Source organism: Roseateles sp. Mitsp63 (assembly GCF_059491535.1).
The window spans coordinates 4,436,982-4,454,565 of the sequence record NZ_CP168509.1 but is presented as its reverse complement, the minus strand read 5'-3'; the positions used below and the strand labels follow the sequence as shown (position 1 = coordinate 4,454,565).

16 protein-coding genes are annotated in these 17,584 nt (G+C 70.9%); 11 read left to right on the top strand and 5 right to left on the bottom strand.

From position 1 onward, the window contains the following. Positions 1-6: 6 nt before the first annotated feature. From ACEN96_RS19270 to kynB, 5 genes are all read right to left on the bottom strand, one after another. Entirely contained in the window at positions 7-288 is a 282-nt protein-coding gene (locus tag ACEN96_RS19270) for a hypothetical protein (protein ID WP_495584686.1), read from the bottom strand. 166 nt (positions 289-454) lie between these two features. Then, the gene (locus ACEN96_RS19265; RefSeq protein WP_495584685.1) at positions 455-2,272 is read right to left on the bottom strand and encodes an aminopeptidase P family protein; all 1,818 of its coding nucleotides are present in this window, start codon (positions 2,270-2,272) and stop codon (positions 455-457) included. Between the two features lie 84 nt (positions 2,273-2,356). Beyond that, entirely contained in the window at positions 2,357-3,259 is a 903-nt protein-coding gene (kynA, locus tag ACEN96_RS19260) for a tryptophan 2,3-dioxygenase (RefSeq protein ID WP_495584684.1), read from the bottom strand. Next, positions 3,256-4,560 carry a kynureninase gene (gene kynU / locus ACEN96_RS19255; RefSeq protein ID WP_495584683.1) on the bottom strand — a complete coding sequence of 435 codons (1,305 nt, stop codon included), beginning with the start codon at positions 4,558-4,560 and terminating at the stop codon, positions 3,256-3,258. The genes kynA and kynU overlap by 4 nt, the downstream gene beginning before the upstream one ends. Before the next feature lie 100 nt (positions 4,561-4,660). Next, positions 4,661-5,308 carry an arylformamidase gene (kynB, locus tag ACEN96_RS19250; RefSeq protein ID WP_495584682.1) on the bottom strand — a complete coding sequence of 216 codons (648 nt, stop codon included), beginning with the start codon at positions 5,306-5,308 and terminating at the stop codon, positions 4,661-4,663. Between the two features lie 222 nt (positions 5,309-5,530). On the opposite strand from kynB, the gene ACEN96_RS19245 reads away from it, so the two are divergent. Genes ACEN96_RS19245 through ACEN96_RS19195 form a run of 11 tightly spaced genes read left to right on the top strand, consistent with a single transcriptional unit; the run spans position 5,531 to position 17,562 of the window. Next, the gene (locus ACEN96_RS19245; RefSeq protein WP_495584681.1) at positions 5,531-7,879 is read left to right on the top strand and encodes a bifunctional salicylyl-CoA 5-hydroxylase/oxidoreductase; all 2,349 of its coding nucleotides are present in this window, start codon (positions 5,531-5,533) and stop codon (positions 7,877-7,879) included. Positions 7,880-7,898: 19 nt separating this feature from the next. Further along, positions 7,899-8,687, top strand: coding sequence for an SDR family NAD(P)-dependent oxidoreductase (locus tag ACEN96_RS19240; RefSeq protein ID WP_495584680.1), 789 nt, complete (start codon positions 7,899-7,901; stop codon positions 8,685-8,687). Next, on the top strand, positions 8,684-9,190 hold the full coding sequence (locus tag ACEN96_RS19235) for a MarR family winged helix-turn-helix transcriptional regulator (RefSeq protein WP_495584679.1): 507 nt from the start codon (positions 8,684-8,686) through the stop codon (positions 9,188-9,190). Before ACEN96_RS19240 ends, ACEN96_RS19235 begins: the two co-directional genes overlap by 4 nt. Before the next feature lie 38 nt (positions 9,191-9,228). Continuing rightward, entirely contained in the window at positions 9,229-10,068 is an 840-nt protein-coding gene (locus ACEN96_RS19230; protein WP_495584678.1) for an enoyl-CoA hydratase family protein, read from the top strand. A gap of 8 nt (positions 10,069-10,076) precedes the next feature. Next, positions 10,077-11,228 (top strand): acyl-CoA dehydrogenase family protein, encoded by a 1,152-nt coding sequence (locus ACEN96_RS19225; RefSeq protein ID WP_495584677.1) that lies wholly within the window; start codon positions 10,077-10,079, stop codon positions 11,226-11,228. Between the two features lie 10 nt (positions 11,229-11,238). Next, entirely contained in the window at positions 11,239-12,873 is a 1,635-nt protein-coding gene (locus ACEN96_RS19220; protein ID WP_495584676.1) for a benzoate-CoA ligase family protein, read from the top strand. Positions 12,874-12,913: 40 nt separating this feature from the next. Then, the gene (locus ACEN96_RS19215; RefSeq protein ID WP_495584675.1) at positions 12,914-14,107 is read left to right on the top strand and encodes an ABC transporter substrate-binding protein; all 1,194 of its coding nucleotides are present in this window, start codon (positions 12,914-12,916) and stop codon (positions 14,105-14,107) included. A 19-nt stretch (positions 14,108-14,126) separates the two neighbouring features. Further along, positions 14,127-15,047 carry a branched-chain amino acid ABC transporter permease gene (locus ACEN96_RS19210; RefSeq protein WP_495584674.1) on the top strand — a complete coding sequence of 307 codons (921 nt, stop codon included), beginning with the start codon at positions 14,127-14,129 and terminating at the stop codon, positions 15,045-15,047. Positions 15,048-15,051: 4 nt separating this feature from the next. Next, positions 15,052-16,047: a branched-chain amino acid ABC transporter permease gene (locus tag ACEN96_RS19205; RefSeq protein WP_495584673.1), complete on the top strand. Its 996-nt coding sequence runs from the start codon at positions 15,052-15,054 to the stop codon at positions 16,045-16,047. Beyond that, positions 16,040-16,852, top strand: coding sequence for an ABC transporter ATP-binding protein (locus ACEN96_RS19200; protein WP_495584672.1), 813 nt, complete (start codon positions 16,040-16,042; stop codon positions 16,850-16,852). The genes ACEN96_RS19205 and ACEN96_RS19200 overlap by 8 nt, the downstream gene beginning before the upstream one ends. Then, positions 16,849-17,562 carry an ABC transporter ATP-binding protein gene (locus ACEN96_RS19195; RefSeq protein WP_495584671.1) on the top strand — a complete coding sequence of 238 codons (714 nt, stop codon included), beginning with the start codon at positions 16,849-16,851 and terminating at the stop codon, positions 17,560-17,562. The genes ACEN96_RS19200 and ACEN96_RS19195 overlap by 4 nt, the downstream gene beginning before the upstream one ends. Positions 17,563-17,584 lie beyond the last annotated feature (22 nt).

The following is a 17,584-nucleotide window of genomic DNA, read 5'->3' as shown; positions in this document are numbered from 1 at the left end:
AGCGGCTCAGCGCTTGGGCTGGGTCTGTTCGAGCGGCTGCGGCGCCGCCGGCAGGGGCACGTTCTGCGACTTGCCCTGCACGACGACCGGATCCAGCCGCCACATCTGCACGCCGATGTTCACCATCTGCGCCACCGCCATCACCGCGACCGCGATGACCGCGGCCATCAGCGCGGTGTGCATCGCGCCGTCGGAGAAACGATGCAGCGTGTGTTCGTCATTGGCCGGTGCGCGGCCGCGTCCATGCATGCGCCAGTCGTGCCAGGCTTGAGAGAGTCGGGTGTCCATGGTCTCTGCTCCTCGTCGACAACCTGAATCAAGTCTAGGTGGCGGCTTGAAGCGCTTCCAGGGGACCCGGACGTAAAAAAGCGCGGCTGATCCGCGCTTTTCCCCGCTCTGTCGCAAGGCCGGCCGCGATTGGTCTCAGACCGGTCGCGGCCAGCGCCGTCCAGGCTTACCGGGCCAGGGGCTCGGTGCGCGTGTTCAGCCAGGCCAGCGCGTCGCCCTCGACCAGCGGCGCCAGCCGGCGGCGGACCTCCGCGTGATACGCGTTCAGCCACACGAGTTCTTCATCCGACAGCAACGCGATCGCGATGCAGCGGGTGTCGATCGGGCACAGCGTCAGCGTCTCGAAGGCCAGCATCTCGCCGAACTGCCCCTGTTCGGGGGTGTCGCGCTGGACGTTGAGCACCAGGTTCTCGATCCGTACCCCCCATTGGCCGGGACGGTACAGGCCGGGCTCGATGGAGGTGATCATGCCTGGCTCCATCGCCATGTTGGCGTCGGGCACGGCCTTGGAGATGCTCTGCGGGCCTTCATGGACGTTCATGAAGTAGCCGACGCCATGGCCGGTGCCGTGGCCATAGTCCAGGCCGTGCGCCCACAGCGGCGCGCGCGCGAGGGCGTCCAGCATCGGGCTCAGCGTGCCGCGCGGGAACACCGCGCGCGACAGCGCGATCGTGCCCTTCAGCACCAGCGTGTAGTCGCGGCGATGGTCGTCGGTGATGGCGCCGATGGGCCAGACGCGGGTGATGTCGGTGGTGCCGCCCAGGTACTGCCCGCCGGAATCGATCAGCAGCAGGCCGTCGCCCTGGATCTGCGAGAAGGCTTCCTCGGTCGCGCGGTAGTGCGGCATCGCGCCGTTGGCGTTGAAGCCGGCGATCGTCGAGAACGACAGGCCGACGAAGCCCGGACGCCGCGCGCGCTCGGCGGTCAGCCGCTCGTCGATGGTGAGCTCGGAGATCGCCTCGCCGCGCGCCATCGCGGCCTCGAACCAGGCGTAGAACGCGCACATCGCGGCGCCGTCCTGCTCCATGGCCTGGCGGATGAACTGCGCCTCGGCGGCGTTCTTGCGGCTCTTGAGCAGCGTGCTGGGGTTGATGGCCTCGATGGCGGCGGCGGAGGCGGGCAGCGCCTCGCGCAGGCCCAGCGTCACGCGGCGCGGGTCGATCAGCACCTTGGCGTCGGCGGGCAGCGCGCCGAGCGCGGCGCGGGCCTCGGCATAGGGGGCCAGGCGCACGCCGTCGGCGGCCAGCCGCTGCGTCAGCGCGGCGTCGATCTTGCCGGGCTGCACGAACAGCGTGGCGCCCTGGGCGTCCAGCAGCGCATGCGCCAGGAACACCGGGTTGTAGGTCACGTCCGAGCCGCGCAGGTTGAACAGCCAGGCGATGTCGTCGACGCTGGAAATCAGGTGATGCGACGCGCCCTGGCGGGTCATCGCCTCGCGGACCTGCTGGAGCTTGTCGGCGCGGCTGACGGTGGCCTGCGGCGCGGCATGCTCGTAGATCGGGGCGTCGGGCAGCCCGGGGCGCTCGTCCCAGGCGTGGTCGATCAGGTCGCGGCTGGTGTCGAGCTTGACGCCCTTGGCGCCGAGCGCCGTGCGCAGCTGCTGCGCCAGCGCCAGGCCCAGCACCTGGCCATCGACGACCAGCGTCTGGCCGGGCTGCAGCGTCTGTGCCAGCCAGGTGATGTGCTGGGTCGACGCGCCGGTGGCGATCTTGAAGAGGGCGATGCCGCTGCCCGCGAGTTCGCGCTCGGCCTGGGTCCAGTAGCGGCTGTCGGCGAAGAGCTGCGCGTCATTGAGTGTGACGACCAGCGTGCCCATCGAGCCGGTGAAGCCCGACAGCACTTCGCGCGCCTGCCAGCGGCGCGGCAGGTACTCCGAGAGATGGGGGTCGGCCGAGGGCACCAGGATGGCGTGGGCGCCGGCCTGGCGCAGCGCGTCGCGCAGCTTGGAGATGCGCAGCTTGATCTGGGAGAGACGGGTGTCCATGGATGAGCCTCGGCGGGTTGGCGGGCAAAGACAACGGGACCAGGGCCGCCGGATGGGCGGCCCGCGTCGAAGCCAGCGATTGTGTCAGAGCTCCGTGCGCAGCGCCCACAGCTCGGGGAACAGCACGACGTCGAGCATCTTGCGCAGATAGCTGACGCCGCCGGTGCCGCCGGTGCCGCGCTTGAAGCCGATGACGCGCTCCACCGTGGTGACATGGCGGAATCGCCAGAGGCGGAAGGCGTCCTCCAGGTCCACCAGCTCCTCGCCCATCTGGTACAGGTCCCAGTGCTCCTTGGGATGGCGGTAGACCTCCAGCCACGCGGCCTTGACGCCGTCGTCGGCGGCGTAGGGCTGCGTCCAGTCGCGCTCCAGCCGCGCCGCGGGCACGGCGATGCCGCGGCGCTGCATCAGGCGTAGCACCTCGTCGTACAGCGAGGGCGCCTCGTAGGCCGAGGTCACCTCCGCCAGCAGGTCGGCGCGGTGCGCATGGGGCTTGAGCATCGCGGCGTTCTTGTTGCCGAGCATGAACTCGATGCGCCGGTACTGCGCGCTCTGGAAGCCGCTGCTGTTCGACAGATAAGGCCGGATGGCCGAGTACTCCGGCGGCGTCATCGTGCCCAGCACGTCCCAGGCATGCACGAGCTGCTCCATGATCCGCGACACCCGCGCCAGCATCTTGAAGGCCTCGGGCAACTGGTCGGACGCGACGTTGGCGACGGCGCCCTGCAGCTCGTGCAGCATCAGCTTCATCCACAGCTCCGAGGTCTGGTGCTGGATGATGAAGAGCATCTCGTTGTGGTCGGGCGAGAGCGGATGCTGCGCGCTCAGCACCCGGTCCAGGTGCAGGTAGTCGCCGTAGCTCATGTCCTTGGAGAAGTCGAGCTGCGCGCCTTCCTCGCGGACGATCGCCTCGCCGCCCGGCGCCGGCGTGTCGCCCGCGCCGGTTCCCGTGACGGCGCCGGTGCCGTGTCCCATCGGGCAGCTCATGTCACCGCCGCCATGGTGTTGAAGCGCGCCTCGCGCCATTGGCCGCTGGCCAGCACCTGATGCAGGTGCTCGACCGCGTCCCACGCGTCGGCGAAGCCGATGTACAGCGGCGTGAAGCCGAAGCGCAGGATGTGCGGCACCTGGTCCAGCCGCGCTGGATCGCCGGCGCGGAAGTCGCCGACCATGCCGCGCTCGATCAGCGCCTGCACGACGGCGTAGCCGGCCTCGTGCAGCGGCGCCTTCAGCGCCAGGCAGACCTGGCTGCCGCGCCTCGCGGCCTCGCGCGGCGAGACGACGTAGACGCCCTGCGCGCCGCAGCGTTCCTCGGCCAGGCGCGCGAAGAGCTCGGTCAGCGCGATCGACTTCTCGCGCAGCGCCGCCATGCCGCCGAAGGGCTCGGCCGCGAGCAGCGTGTCGACGCCGCACTCCAGCGCGGCGGTCGACAGGATCGCCGGCGTGCCGCAGATGTAGCGCTTGATGCCGGCGGCGGGCGCGTAGTTCGACGTGAACTGGAACGGCGCCGCATGGCCCAGCCAGCCCGACAGCGGCTGCCAGAAGCGGTCCGCGTGACGCGGGTGGGCCCAGACGAAGGCCGGCGCGCCGGGGCCGCCATTGAGGTACTTGTAGCCGCAGCCGATGGCGAAGTCGGCGTCGGCGCCATGGAGGTCGACGGGGATCGCGCCGGCCGAGTGCGCCAGGTCCCACACGGTGAGCGCGCCGGCGGCATGGGCCGCGGCGGTGACGGCCTTCATGTCGTGCTTGCGGCCGGTGCGGTAGTTGACCTCGGTCAGCATCAGCACGGCCAGGCGCTCGTCGAGCAGGCCGGGGATTTCATCGACGTGATCGACCAGATGCAGCGTCATGCCGTGCTGCCCGGCCAGGCTCTCGGCGATGTAGAGGTCGGTCGGGAAGTTGCTGCGCTCGGACACGATCACCGTGCGGCGGCCGCTGGTGTCGTCGCTCTTGACGATGCGCAGCGCCGCCGTCAGCACCTTGTAGAGGTTGAGCGAGGTCGAGTCCGCGACGATGGTCTCGCCGGGCCTGGCGCCGATCAGCCGGCCGATCTTGTCGCCGATGCGCCCGGGCAGGTCCATCCAGCCGGCGGTGTTCCAGCTCTTGATCAGGTCGCGGCCCCACTCGTCGGCGATGACCTGCTGCACGCGGGCCGCGGTCGCCTTGGGCATCGCGCCGAGCGAATTGCCATCGAGGTAGAGCGTGCCCGGAGGCAGCGAGAACTGGTCCTTCAACGGCGCCAACGGGTCGGCGGCGTCCAGGGCCAGGCAGTCTTGTCTTGTCGTCATGGGCGTTCCAGACAAAGCGATGAAAGGGAAGGGCGATGAAAGGGAAGGGCGGTGAAAGGGAGGACGGTGCACGGGGACGGCGGCGGACAGGGCGCCGCCGTCAGAGCGAGCGCAGCACCGCGCGCACCGGCGACGCGCAGGCGCCCGCCAGCTTCAGCGGCAGCGCGATCAGCTCGTAGTCGCCTTCGGGCACGTCGTCGAGCACGAGGTTCTCCAGCACGCGCAGGTCCAGGCGCAGCAGGCGCTGATGGCTGTCCAGCGTCTTGCTGGCGGCGGGATCGACCGACGGCGTGTCCAGGCCGATCAGCTTCACGCCGCGCGCCGCCAGCCACTCGACGGTCTCCGGCGCGTAGGCGCTGAACCCGGGATTCCAGACCGTGTCCGCGCGCTCGTTGCAGCGCACCAGCACGCGCGGCGGCAGCTCGTGCGCGGCGTGCTGGAGGTGCTCGACGCGGATCAGCGGGCCGCAGCCGATCGCATGGATCACGCGGCACGGGCCGAGGTAGGGATCGAGCGCGACCTCGGCGGCGCTCGCGACGCCGTCGGCGTAGTGCAGCGGCGCGTCGGCATGCGCGCCGACATGCGGCGACATCGTGATCGCGCTCAGGTTCACCGGGCATTGCGGCGACAGGCGCGCGGTCCACTTCAGCGCGTAGGGTTCGTCGCCGGGAAAGATCGGCGCGTCGGGCGCCACCACCGGCGAGATGTCCCACAGCGTGCGCCGCGGGGCTGGGCTCGTTGACTTCATCTGCTGCTCCTGCCGGTCCTCGGGACGGCGGCGCGCACGTTAGCGCCGGGCCGGAGGGCGTGGTGTCGGTTAATTCCAACAAGGCCGGATCGTTTCCGCAAGCCGCCCGGCTCGCGATGCCGATGGGCTCAGGGTTATCCAGATCGTTGACACCTCAACTATCAATGCCTAAAGTGCTCCCGTCAAGCAGTCATCGGCCGGCGCGAGCCGGCCTCCGGAACCATGCGCATCACCTGCATCGGCGGCGGTCCCGCCGGCCTGTACTTCGCGCTGCTGATGAAGCGGCAGGACCCGGCCCACCAGGTCACGGTGCTGGAGCGCAACCGCGCCGGCGACACCTTCGGCTGGGGCGTCGTGTTCTCCGACCAGACGCTGGCCGCGCTGCGCGAGGCCGATCCGAAGACGGCCGAGCAGATCCTGCAGTCCTTCAATCACTGGGACGACATCGCCGTGCACATCGGCGGCCGCACCATGGTCTCAGGCGGGCATGGCTTCTGCGGCATCGGCCGCCGCAAGCTGCTGGACATCCTGCGCGAGCGCTGCGTGGAACTGGGCGTCGAGATCCGCTACGAGACCGACGTCACCGACGATGCCGGCATCGACGCCGACCTGATCATCGCGGCCGACGGTCTCAACAGCCGGCTGCGCCAGAAGTACACCGGGACCTACCAGCCCGACATCGACCTGCGGAACTGCCGCTTCGTCTGGCTGGGCACCACCAGGCTCTTCGACGCCTTCACCTTCGACTTCCAGCAGACCGAGTGGGGCTGGTTCCAGGCGCATGCCTACCGCTTCGACGAGACGCATTCGACCTTCATCGTCGAGACCCCCGAGCAGGTCTGGAAGGCCGCCGGCCTGGAGGACATGAGCAAGGAAGAAGGCATCGCCTTCTGCGAGCGGCTGTTCGCGAAGGTGCTGGACGGCCATCCGCTGATCTCCAACGCGGCGCACCTGCGCGGCTCGGCGCAGTGGATCCGCTTCCCGCGCGTGGTCTGCAAGCGCTGGGTGCACCACAACGGCCGCGCGCCGGTCGTGCTGATGGGCGACGCGGCGCACACGGCGCATTTCTCGATCGGCTCGGGCACCAAGCTCGCCCTCGAGGACGCGATCGCGCTGGCCAAGGACATCGCCCGCCATGGCCGCGGCGTCGAGAGCCTGTCCGCCGCGCTCGAGGCCTACGAGGCCACGCGCTCGATCGAGGTGCTGCGCATCCAGAACGCCGCGCGCAACTCCACCGAATGGTTCGAGAACGTCGAGCGCCACGCGCGCCTGGCGCCGGAGCAGTTCGCGTACTCGCTGCTGACGCGCTCGCAGCGGATCTCGCACGAGAACCTGCGGCTGCGCGACGCGCGCTACGTCGGCGAGTACGAGGCCTGGCTGGCCCGGCGCGCGGGCCTGGACCGCGCCGCGCCGCCGATGTTCACGCCGTTCACGTTGCGCGGCGTGACGCTGAAGAACCGCGTCGTCGTGTCGCCGATGGCGCAGTACTCCTGCGAGGACGGCCAGCCCGCCGACTATCACCTGACGCACCTGGGCGCCCGCGCGATGGGCGGCGCGGGGCTGGTGTTCGTCGAGATGACCTGCGTCTCGCCCGACGCGCGCATCACGCCCGGATGCCCGGGCCTGTGGAACGACGCGCAGCGCGACGGCTGGGCGCGCATCGTCGATCACGTGCATCGCCGCTCGACGGCGAAGATCGCGATGCAGCTCGGCCATGCCGGCGCGAAAGGCTCGACCCGCGTCGCCTGGGAGGGGATCGATCAGCCGCTGGAGGACGGCAACTGGCCGCTGATCTCGGCTTCGCCGCAGCAGTACCTGGAGGGCGTGAGCCAGTGGTCGCGCGCGATGACGCGCGAGGACATGGATCGCGTGAAGGCCGACTTCACCGCCGCCACGCGCCGCGCCGCGCAGGCCGGCTTCGACTGGCTGGAGCTGCACTGCGCGCACGGCTACCTGCTGTCGAGCTTCCTGTCGCCGCTGACCAACCAGCGCACCGATGACTACGGCGGCACGCTGGAGAACCGGCTGCGCTATCCGCTGGAGGTCTTCACCGCGATGCGCGCCGTGTGGCCGCGGGACAAGCCGATGTCGGTGCGGATCTCCGCCAGCGACTGGGTGTCCGGCGGCACGACGACCGACGACGCGGTGGCGATGGCCGAGGCCTTCAAGGCCGCGGGCGCCGACCTGATCGACGTGTCCTCGGGCCAGGTCAGCAAGCGCGAGAAACCCGTCTACGGCCGCATGTGGCAGACGCCGTTCAGCGAGAGCGTGCGCAACCGCGCCGGCATCGCGACGATCGCGGTCGGCGCGATCTCGGAAGCGGACCACGTCAACAGCATCATCGCGGCCGGCCGCGCCGACCTGTGCGCGATCGCGCGGCCGCACCTGGCCAATCCGGCCTGGACGCTGACCGAGGCGGCGCGCATCGGCTACCTGTCGGGGCCGGGCCTGGACTGGCCGGCGCAGTACCTGTCCGGCAAGAGCCAGATGGAACGCGACTTCGAACGCCAGCGCGCGCTGGGCGGCGGCGCCGCGGCGCAGGAACAGGCCAACCGGGCGCTCGGCGTCTGAGCGGCGGAGGAACGCATCGATGAGCGGCAAGTACCCCCTCGAAGGCCTGCACGCGGTGGTGACGGGCGGCGGCTCGGGCATCGGCGCCGCGATCGCGCAGGCGCTGATCGCCGACGGCGCGCGCGTCACGCTGATGGGCCGGCGCCTGGACAAACTGAAGGAACAGCGTGACCGGCTGAGCGTCGACGGCGGGCCGTCGATCGGCCTGCAGGCCTGTGATGTCGCCGACGAGGCCGCCGTGCGACAGGCCTTCGCGGCCGCGGCGGCCGAGGCCGGTCCGGTCGACCTGCTGGTCAACAACGCGGGCCAGGTCGAGACCGCGCCGCTGGGCAAGACCTCGCTGGAGACCTGGCGGCGGCTGCTCGACGTGAACCTCACCGGCAGCTTCCTGTGCAGCCGCGAGGTGCTGCCGGCGATGACGCAGCGCGGCTTCGGCCGCATCGTCAACGTCGCCAGCACGGCGGCGCTGAAGGGCTATGCCTATGTCGCCGCCTACTGCGCGGCCAAGCATGGCGTGCTCGGACTGACGCGCGCGCTGGCGCTGGAGACGGCGCGCAAGGGCGTGACCGTCAACGCGGTCTGCCCGGGCTACACCGAGACCGACATCGTCGCTGGCGCGATCGACACGATCGTCGCCAAGACCGGCCGCACGCCGGAAGCGGCGCGCGCCGAGCTGGCCGCGGTCAATCCGCAGGGGCGGCTCGTCGACCCGGCGGAAGTCGCGGCGGCGGTCGCGTGGCTGGCGCGGCGCGACAGCGGATCCATCACGGGCCAGGCGATCGCGGTCGCGGGCGGGGAGGTGATGTGAGTCTGGACGCTGACCAGGACCTGGGCCCCGACCTCGAGTCGCGGCTGCAGGATGGCGATCACCAGGCGCTGCGCGTGTGGCTGCGGCTGCTGTCGTGCACGACGCGCATCGAGGACCAGATCCGCCAGCGCCTGCGCAACGACTTCGGCACGACGCTGCCGCGCTTCGACCTGCTGGCGCAGCTCGAGCGCAGCCCCGACGGACTGACGATGCGCGAGCTCTCGCAGCGCTTGATGGTGACCGGCGGCAACGTGACCGGCATCACCGATCAGCTGGAGGCCGAGGGACTCGTCGTGCGCGAGCCGCATCCGTCGGACCGCCGCAGCGTGACGGTGCGATTGACGCCGGCCGGCCGCCGGCAGTTCAAGCGCATGGCCGCCACGCACGAGGGCTGGATCGTCGAGCTGCTGGCCGGCTGGTCGCCCGAACAGAAGACCGCGGTGAGCGAACTGCTGGCAGGCCTGAAGGGCCACCTCGCGCAGCTCGACGCCGCCCGCAAGTGAACCCGATTTCAAGCAGTCCCCCGATTCAAGGAGTTCCGATGGACAGCCACCTCATCACCGGCAACCGGCGCAGCCTCGAAGGCTTCGCGCCCCGCCACTTCAGCTGGCGCCGGGACGGCGCGGTCGGCGTCGTCACGCTGAACCGGCCCGAGCGCAAGAACCCGCTGACCTTCGAGTCCTACGCCGAGCTGCGCGACCTGTTCCGCACGCTCGCCCAGGTGGACGAGGTGCATGCGATCGTGGTGCAGGGCGCGGGTGGCAACTTCTGCTCGGGTGGCGACGTGCACGAGATCATCGGCCCGCTGACGACGATGGCGATGCCGGACCTGCTCGCGTTCACGCGCATGACCGGCGATCTGGTGAAGGCGATGCGCGCCTGCCCGCAGCCGGTGGTCGCGGCGGTGGACGGCGTCTGCGCCGGCGCGGGCGCCATCATGGCGATGGCCTCGGACCTGCGCGTGGGCACCGCGCGCAGCAAGACCGCCTTCCTGTTCACCCGCGTCGGCCTGGCCGGCTGCGACATGGGCGCCTGCGCGCTGCTGCCGCGCATCGTCGGCCAGGGCCGCGCGTCGGACCTGCTGTACACCGGGCGCAGCCTGGGCGGCGAGGAGGCCCATCAGTGGGGCTTCTTCAACCGCCTGGCCGAGCCGGACGCGCTCCAGGCGCAGGCCGTGGCCTGGGCCGCGGAGATCGCCGCCGGTCCCAACTTCGCGCATGCGATGACCAAGCGCATGCTGCATCAGGAGTGGACGATGGGCGTCGACGAGGCCATCGAGGCCGAGGCGCAGGCCCAGGCGATCTGCATGATGACGCAGGACTTCCACCGCGCGTATCACGCGTTCGTCGCGAAGCAGCGCCCCGAGTTCAAGGGCGATTGAGCATGGCCATGAACCCCCTGAAGCATCTGGACTGGCCCTTCTTCGAGGACCGGCATCGCGCGCTCGCGAGCGAGCTGGACGCGTGGTGCGCGAAGCACCTCGCCCCGGGCGCGGTCGATCACGAGGACGTGGACGCGAGCTGCAAGGCGCTGGTGAAGGCGCTGGGCGCCGGCGGCTGGCTGACGCATGCCGTGGCCGGCGAAGGCGAGGCGATCGACACGCGCGCCATCTGCCTGCTGCGCGAGACGCTGGCCCGGCATGACGGGCTGGCGGATTTCGCCTTCGCGATGCAGGGGCTGGGATCGGGCGCGATCTCGCTGATGGGCACACCGGCGCAGCGCGAGGCCTACCTGCCGCGCGTCGCGCGCGGCGAGGCGCTGGCCGCGTTCGCGCTCTCCGAGCCGGAAGCGGGGTCCGATGTCGCGGCGATGCAGTGCGCCGCGCGCGAGGACGGCGACCATTACGTGCTCGACGGTCAGAAGACCTGGATCTCCAACGGCGGGATCGCGGATTTCCACGTCGTCTTCGCGCGCACGGGCGAAGCGCCCGGCTCGCGCGGCATCAGCGCCTTCATCGTCGACGCGGGACTTCCCGGCTTCGACATCGCCGAGCGCATCGACGTGATCGCGCCGCACCCGCTGGCGACGCTGCGCTTCACCCGCTGCCGCGTGCCGAAGTCCGCGATGGTCGGCGCGCCGGGCGAAGGCTTCAAGGTGGCGATGCGCACGCTGGACGTGTTCCGCACCTCGGTGGCCGCGGCGGCGCTGGGCTTCGCCCGCCGCGCGTTGCAGGAAGGGCTGTCGCAGTCGAAGGCGCGCGCGATGTTCGGCGCGACGCTGGCGGACCTGCCGCTGACGCAGGCCAAGCTCGCCGACATGGCCTGCACCGTCGACAGCAGCGCGCTGCTGGTCTACCGCGCGGCCTGGGAGCGCGACCAGGGCCGCACCATCACGCGCGAGGCCGCGATGGCCAAGCTGATGGCGACCGAAGGCGCTCAGCGCGTCATCGACGCGGCGGTGCAGCTGCATGGCGGGCGCGGCGTGCGGCGCGGCGAGATCGCCGAGTCGCTGTACCGCGAGATCCGCGCGCTGCGCATCTACGAAGGGGCCAGCGAGGTCCAGCAGCTGATCATCGGACGAGACCTGTTGAAGAACGGATAAGGACTTCCTCATGCACCGCAGCGCCCACCTGGACACCTTCGCCCGCGACAAGCTCCCGCCGCCGGACCAGTGGCCGGAGTTGGTCTTCGACCTGCCGGCGCTGCGATTCCCGGAGCGGATGAACTGCGCGCACGAGCTGCTGGATCGCTGGGTCGAGCAGGGGCAGGGCGATCGCGTCTGCGTGATCGGCGGCGACGGCCGCGGCGGCGAGCTGCGCTGGACCTATGCCGAACTGCGTGCGCAGGCCAACCGCATCGCCCAGGTGCTGGTGAACGAGATGGGCGTGGTGCCCGGCAACCGCGTGCTGCTGCGCGGCGCCAACACGCCGCAGATGACGGCTTGCTGGTTCGCGGTGATGAAGGCCGGCGCGATCGCGGTCGCGACGATGCCGCTGCTGCGCGCGAAGGAGCTGGGCCAGGTCATCGAGAAGGCGCGCATCTCGCATGCGCTGTGCGACGCGGCGCTAGCCGGGGAACTGGAGACGGCGCGGGCGCAGTTCCCGGTGCTGGAGCGGGTCTGCCTGTTCCGCAGCGAGGCGGCGGATGGCCTGGAGGCGCTGGCCGAACGCCAGTCCGGCCGCTTCGACAACGTCGACACCGCGTCCGACGACTGCGCGCTGATCGCGTTCACCTCCGGCACCACGGGCCAGCCCAAGGGCACGATGCACTTCCACCGCGACGTGATCGCGATCTGCCGCTGCTGGCCGGTGCACTGCCTGCGCGCGAACGCGGACGACGTGTTCATCGGCAGTCCGCCGCTGGCCTTCACCTTCGGCCTGGGCGGACTGGTGCTGTTCCCGCTCAGCGTCGGCGCGTCGACGGTGCTGCTGGAGAAGGCCTCGCCCGATGCGCTGCTGCCGGCGATCGCGAGGCACCGCGCGACGGTGTGCTTCACCGCGCCGACCTCGTACCGCGCGATGGCGGCGCAGGCGGCTTCGCAGGATCTCTCGTCGCTGCGCAAGTGCGTCAGCGCCGGCGAGGCGCTGCCCGCCGCGACGCGCCAGTTGTGGAAGGACACGACCGGTCTCGAACTGATCGACGGCATCGGCGCGACCGAGATGCTGCACATCTTCATCTCGCACACCGAGGAGACGGCGCGGCCCGGCGCGACGGGCAAGGCGGTGCCGGGCTACCGCGCGCGCGTCGTGGATGACGACGGACGCGACGTGCCGCAAGGGCAGGTCGGCAAGCTTGCGGTTCAAGGCCCCACCGGCTGCCGCTATCTGGCCGACGATCGTCAGCTGAAGTACGTGAAGCACGGCTGGAACCTGACCGGCGATGCCTATCTCATCGATGCCGACGGCTACTTCGTCTACCAGGCGCGGACCGACGACATGATCATCTCCGGCGGCTACAACATCGCCGGCCCGGAGGTCGAGTCCGCGCTGCTTGCGCATCCGGCGGTGGCGGAATGCGCCGTCATCGGCGTGCCGGACGACGAGCGCGGCCAGCTGGTGAAGGCCTTCGTCGTGCTGAAGCCGGGCACGGCCGGCGCCGGCGACGAGGCCGCGCTGGCCAAGGCGATGCAGGACTTCGTCAAGGCGGCGATCGCCCCGTACAAATACCCCCGTGCGATAGAGTTCCGCGCCAGCCTGCCCCGGACCGAGACCGGCAAGCTGCAGCGCTTCCGTCTGCGTGAGCAGTAACCGCAGCCTTCCGACCGTCCATTCCTCCGTGGAGATGCCGATGAAGAAGTCGCCGAAGTCCCTCGCGTTCCTGCTCGCCACCATCGCCGCTGGCGCCGGCCTGGGTCTGCCGTCCGCGGCCTCGGCCGCCGACAAGCTCAAGGTGGGCATGCTCAGCACGCTGTCCGGCGCGGGCGCCGGCCTGGGCGTCGACATCCGCGACGGCTTCGCGCTGGCGGTCAGCCAGGGCGGCGGCAAGCTCGGCGGCCTGCCGGTCGAGACCGTGATCGCCGACGACCAGCAGAACCCCGAGGTCGCCAAGCAGTCGGCCGAGCGGCTGCTCAAGCGCGACAAGGTCGACGTCATGACCGGCATCGTGTTCTCCAACGTGATGCTGGCGGTGGGGCCCGGCGTCTTCACGGCGCAGGTGCCCTATGTCAGCGCCAATGCCGGCCCGTCGCAGTACGCCGGCGAGCAGTGCAACCCGTACTTCTTCAACGTCGCCTGGCAGAACGACAACCTGCACGAGGCCATCGGCAAGACGGTGATGGACAAGGGCTTCAAGAAGGTCGTGGTGCTGGCGCCCAACTACCCGGCGGGCAAGGACGCGGTGGCCGGCTTCCGGCGCTACTACAAGGGCACCGTCGCCGAGGAGATCTACACCAAGCTCGGCCAGCTGGACTACGCCGCCGAGCTGGCGCAGGCGCGCGCCGCCAAGCCCGACGCGATGTACATCTTCCTGCCCGGCGGCATGGGCATCAACTTCATCAAGCAGTTCGTCGGCGCCGGCCTGTCCAAGGACGTCACGCTGTTCGGGCCGGGCTTCTCCGCCGACGAGGACGTGATCAAGGCCGTCGGCGAGCCGATGCTGGGCATGTTCAACAGCTCGCATTGGGCCCATGACCTGGACAACCCCGCCAACAAGCGCTTCGTCGCGGACTTCGTCAAGGCGTACGGCCGGCTGCCCTCGCTGTACGCGAGCCAGGGCTACGACGCGGCGCAGCTGATCGGCGCGGCGGTGCGCGACGTGAAGGGCAGGGTGGAGGACCGGCCCGCGATGCTCAAGGCGCTGAAGGTGGCCAAGTTCGACTCGGTCCGCGGGCCGTTCCGCTTCAACAACAACCAGTATCCGGTGCAGGACTACTACCTGCGCGTGATCACCAAGGACCCGCAGGGCCGCGTGACCAACCGGACGCTGGGCAGGATCTTCGAGCAGCACGCGGATGCCTATGCGCCGCAGTGCAAGATGAAGTGAGGGCCGCGGGCGCGCATCGATGGACCTCATCCTCATCGCCGAGCAGACCCTGAACGGGCTGCAGTTCGGGCTGATGCTGTTCCTGCTGGCCGCCGGCCTGACGCTGGTGTTCGGGATCATGGACCTGATCAACCTGGCGCATGGCTCGCTGTACATGGTCGGGGCCTACCTGACCGCGGCGGCGCTGGCGGCGGGCGCGTCCTTCCTGGTGGCGGTGCTCGCGGCGATCGCGGGCACGGCGCTGCTGGGCATGGCGCTCGAGGTCGCGTTGCTGCGGCGCCTCTATCAGCGCGACCACCTCAGCCAGGTGCTGGCGACCTTCGCGCTGATCCTGATGCTCAACGAGGGCGTGCGCATGATCTGGGGCGAGCAGCCGCTGATGCTCAACACGCCGGCCGCGCTGTCCGGCCCGGTCGAGCTGCTGCCGGGGCTGATGGTCCCGGCCTACCGGCTGCTGATCATCGGCGTCGGGCTGGCCGTGGCGGTGGCGCTCTACCTGCTGGTGACGCGCACGCGCTGGGGCATGTGGGTGCGCGCCGGCGCGTCCAACCGCGCGATGACCTCCGCGATGGGCGTTCCCGCCGATCGGCTGTTCACCGCCGTCTTCGGCATCGGCGCGGCGCTGTGCGCGCTGGCGGGCGCGCTGCTGGGGCCGCTGCTGGCGGTGCAGGTCGGCATGGGCGAGAGCATCCTGATCCTGGCCTTCGTCGTGATCGTCATCGGCGGCATCGGCTCGATCCGGGGCGCGCTGGTGGGCGCGCTGCTGGTGGGGCTGGTGGACACCGGCTCGCGCACGCTGCTGCCGGCGGCGCTGCGGCAGGTGGCCTCGCCGGAGCTCGCATCCAGCGTCGGCCCGGCCGTGGCCTCCATCCTGATCTACGTGCTGATGGCGGCGGTGCTGTTCTGGAAACCGCGCGGCCTGTTCCCCGCGAGAGGCTGAGCCGATGAGCACGCCGCCTTCCTCCGCGCGTCCGCCGCGTCAGACGCTGCTGCATCACCGCGGCCTCGGGCCCTGGACCTGGGCCGTGCTCGCGCTGCTGGCCGCACTGCCGCCGCTGCTCCAGGCGATGGGGCTCGAGTTCTACACGGTGGTCGCGACGCGGGTGCTGATCTTCGCCATCGCGGCGTCGAGCCTGAACCTGATCCTCGGCTTCGGCGGCCTGGTGAGCTTCGGCCACGCGGCCTTCGTGGGACTGGGCGGATACACGGTGGGCGTGCTGATGGACGCGGGCATCGGTTCGGCCTGGATCGCGTGGCCGGCGGCGATGCTCGTCTCGGGGCTCGCGGCCGCGGTGATCGGCGCCATCAGCCTGCGCACGCGCGGCGTCTACTTCATCATGATCACGCTGGCCTTCGCGCAGATGTTCCATTACCTGGCGGTCTCGCTGAAGGCCTATGGCGGCGACGACGGCCTGCCGCTGGCGGCACGGTCCAGCGTGACGGCGCTGCCGGTGAACCTGGCGGATGACGCGTCGTTCTACTGGGTCGCGCTCGGCCTCTTCACGCTGGTCTTCGCGGGCTTGCAGCGGCTCGTCAACTCGCCGCTGGGCTGGCTGCTGCAGGCCGCGCGCGAGAACGAGACCCGCGTCGCCGCCACCGGCGGCCGCGTCTTCGCCGTGCAGTGGAGCGCCTTCGTCGTCGCCGGCGCGATCGCGGGACTGGCGGGCGCGCTGCTGGCCAATCTCAACGGCCTGGTCTCGCCGCACCTGATGCATTGGTCGCAGTCGGGGCAGCTGATGGTGATGGTGATCCTCGGCGGCGCGGGCGCGCTCTGGGGCGGTCCGCTGGGCGCGCTGGTCTTCCTGCTGCTCGAGGAGCTGCTCTCCGGCGTGACCATCCATTGGCAGTTCGCGCTCGGCGCGATCCTGCTGGCGGTGGTGCTGTTCGCGCCGCGCGGCCTGGCGGGACTCTTCCGGCCACGGGGAGACGCGCATGCGTGAACGCCACGGCGCCGATCGTGCCTCGCCACTGTCGCAGTTGCCCGAGCTCTCGCTGCTTCAGGTCCACCGCCTGGTGAAGCGCTTCGGCGCGCTGACCGCGACGGACGAGGCGAGCTTCGACGTCCGCGCCGGCGAGACCCACGCGCTGATCGGCCCCAACGGCGCCGGCAAGACCACGCTGATCCACCAGATCTCCGGCGCGCTGGCGCCCGATGGCGGCGGGCTGTTCTTCGATGGCGAGGACGTGACCGCGCTGCCGATGCCGCGGCGCGTGCAGGCCGGACTGGTCCGCTCGTTCCAGATCACGAGCATCTACCGCCGCTTCACCGTGCTGGACAACGCCGTGCTGGCGGTGCTCGCGCGGCGGCCGAAGGCGCCGCCGTGGTGGCGTGCCGCGCGCGCCGACGAGGCCGCCTTCGCCGACGCCGAGGCGATGCTCGCGCTGGTCGGACTCGGCGCGCTGGCGGGCCGCGTCGCGGGCAGCCTCGCGCATGGCGAGCAGCGCCAGCTGGAACTCGCGCTGGCGCTCGCCGCCAAGCCGCGCCTGCTGCTGCTCGACGAGCCGATGGCCGGCATGGGACCGGACGAATCGGCGCGGATGGTCGAGCTGCTGCTGGCGCTCAAGGCCCAGCGGCTGACGCTGCTGCTGGTCGAGCACGACATGGACGCGGTGTTCCGGCTCGCCGACCGCGTGTCGGTGCTGGTGGGCGGGCGCGTGATCGCCACCGGGGCGCCCGCCGAGATCCGCCAGGACGCGGCGGTGAAGCAGGCCTATCTCGGCGAGGACGCGGAGGCCGGCGCATGAGCGAGGCGCTGCTCGAGATCGACGGCCTGCGCGCCGGCTATGGCGGCAGCCAGGTGCTGTTCGGGCTGGACCTGCGCATCGCGCCCGGCGAGGTCGCGACGCTGCTGGGCCGCAACGGCATGGGCAAGAGCACGACGCTGCGCTGCCTCACCGGCTGGCTGGCGCCCAGTGGCGGCCGCATCCGCTTCGCCGGCGAGGACGTCACCGGCTGGCGCGCCGACCGCATCGCGCGGCTGGGCCTGGCGATCGTGCCCGAGGGGCGGCAGATCTTCCCCAACCTGAGCGTGGCCGAGCACCTGCGCGCCTTCGCGGCCAACCGCTGCGGCGCGGCGCAGCCCTGGACCGTCGAGCGCGTCTTCGCGCTGTTCCCGCGGCTGCGGGAGCGCGCGGATCATCTGGGCGGGCAGTTGTCCGGCGGCGAGCAGCAGATGCTCGCGATCGGGCGGGCGCTGGTGACCAATCCGCGGCTGCTGGTGCTGGACGAGGCCACCGAGGGCCTGGCGCCGCTGATCCGCGAGGACATCTGGCGCTGCCTGGACACGCTGCGGCAGGCGGGGCAGACCATCCTGGTCGTGGACAAATACGTGAAGCGCCTGATCCGCCTCGCGGACCGGCACAGCATCCTGGAACGCGGCCAGGTCGTGTGGCGCGGCGATTCCGCGGCGCTGGCGGCCGACCACGGGCTGTGGCACCGCCACCTGGGCGTGTGAGCGCGGGGACCGCCATGTTCGA

What these genes read in the sequence shown, in the direction of transcription:
- ACEN96_RS19270 (WP_495584686.1), bottom strand. Translation starts at nt 288, where the DNA reads ATGGACACCCGACTCTCTCAAGCCTGGCACGACTGGCGCATGCATGGA.
- ACEN96_RS19265 (WP_495584685.1), bottom strand. Translation starts at nt 2,272, where the DNA reads ATGGACACCCGTCTCTCCCAGATCAAGCTGCGCATCTCCAAGCTGCGC.
- kynA (WP_495584684.1), bottom strand. Translation starts at nt 3,259, where the DNA reads ATGAGCTGCCCGATGGGACACGGCACCGGCGCCGTCACGGGAACCGGC.
- kynU (WP_495584683.1), bottom strand. Translation starts at nt 4,560, where the DNA reads ATGACGACAAGACAAGACTGCCTGGCCCTGGACGCCGCCGACCCGTTG.
- kynB (WP_495584682.1), bottom strand. Translation starts at nt 5,308, where the DNA reads ATGAAGTCAACGAGCCCAGCCCCGCGGCGCACGCTGTGGGACATCTCG.
- ACEN96_RS19245 (WP_495584681.1), top strand. Translation starts at nt 5,531, where the DNA reads ATGCGCATCACCTGCATCGGCGGCGGTCCCGCCGGCCTGTACTTCGCG.
- ACEN96_RS19240 (WP_495584680.1), top strand. Translation starts at nt 7,899, where the DNA reads ATGAGCGGCAAGTACCCCCTCGAAGGCCTGCACGCGGTGGTGACGGGC.
- ACEN96_RS19230 (WP_495584678.1), top strand. Translation starts at nt 9,229, where the DNA reads ATGGACAGCCACCTCATCACCGGCAACCGGCGCAGCCTCGAAGGCTTC.
- ACEN96_RS19225 (WP_495584677.1), top strand. Translation starts at nt 10,077, where the DNA reads ATGAACCCCCTGAAGCATCTGGACTGGCCCTTCTTCGAGGACCGGCAT.
- ACEN96_RS19220 (WP_495584676.1), top strand. Translation starts at nt 11,239, where the DNA reads ATGCACCGCAGCGCCCACCTGGACACCTTCGCCCGCGACAAGCTCCCG.
- ACEN96_RS19215 (WP_495584675.1), top strand. Translation starts at nt 12,914, where the DNA reads ATGAAGAAGTCGCCGAAGTCCCTCGCGTTCCTGCTCGCCACCATCGCC.
- ACEN96_RS19210 (WP_495584674.1), top strand. Translation starts at nt 14,127, where the DNA reads ATGGACCTCATCCTCATCGCCGAGCAGACCCTGAACGGGCTGCAGTTC.
- ACEN96_RS19205 (WP_495584673.1), top strand. Translation starts at nt 15,052, where the DNA reads ATGAGCACGCCGCCTTCCTCCGCGCGTCCGCCGCGTCAGACGCTGCTG.
- ACEN96_RS19200 (WP_495584672.1), top strand. Translation starts at nt 16,040, where the DNA reads ATGCGTGAACGCCACGGCGCCGATCGTGCCTCGCCACTGTCGCAGTTG.
- ACEN96_RS19195 (WP_495584671.1), top strand. Translation starts at nt 16,849, where the DNA reads ATGAGCGAGGCGCTGCTCGAGATCGACGGCCTGCGCGCCGGCTATGGC.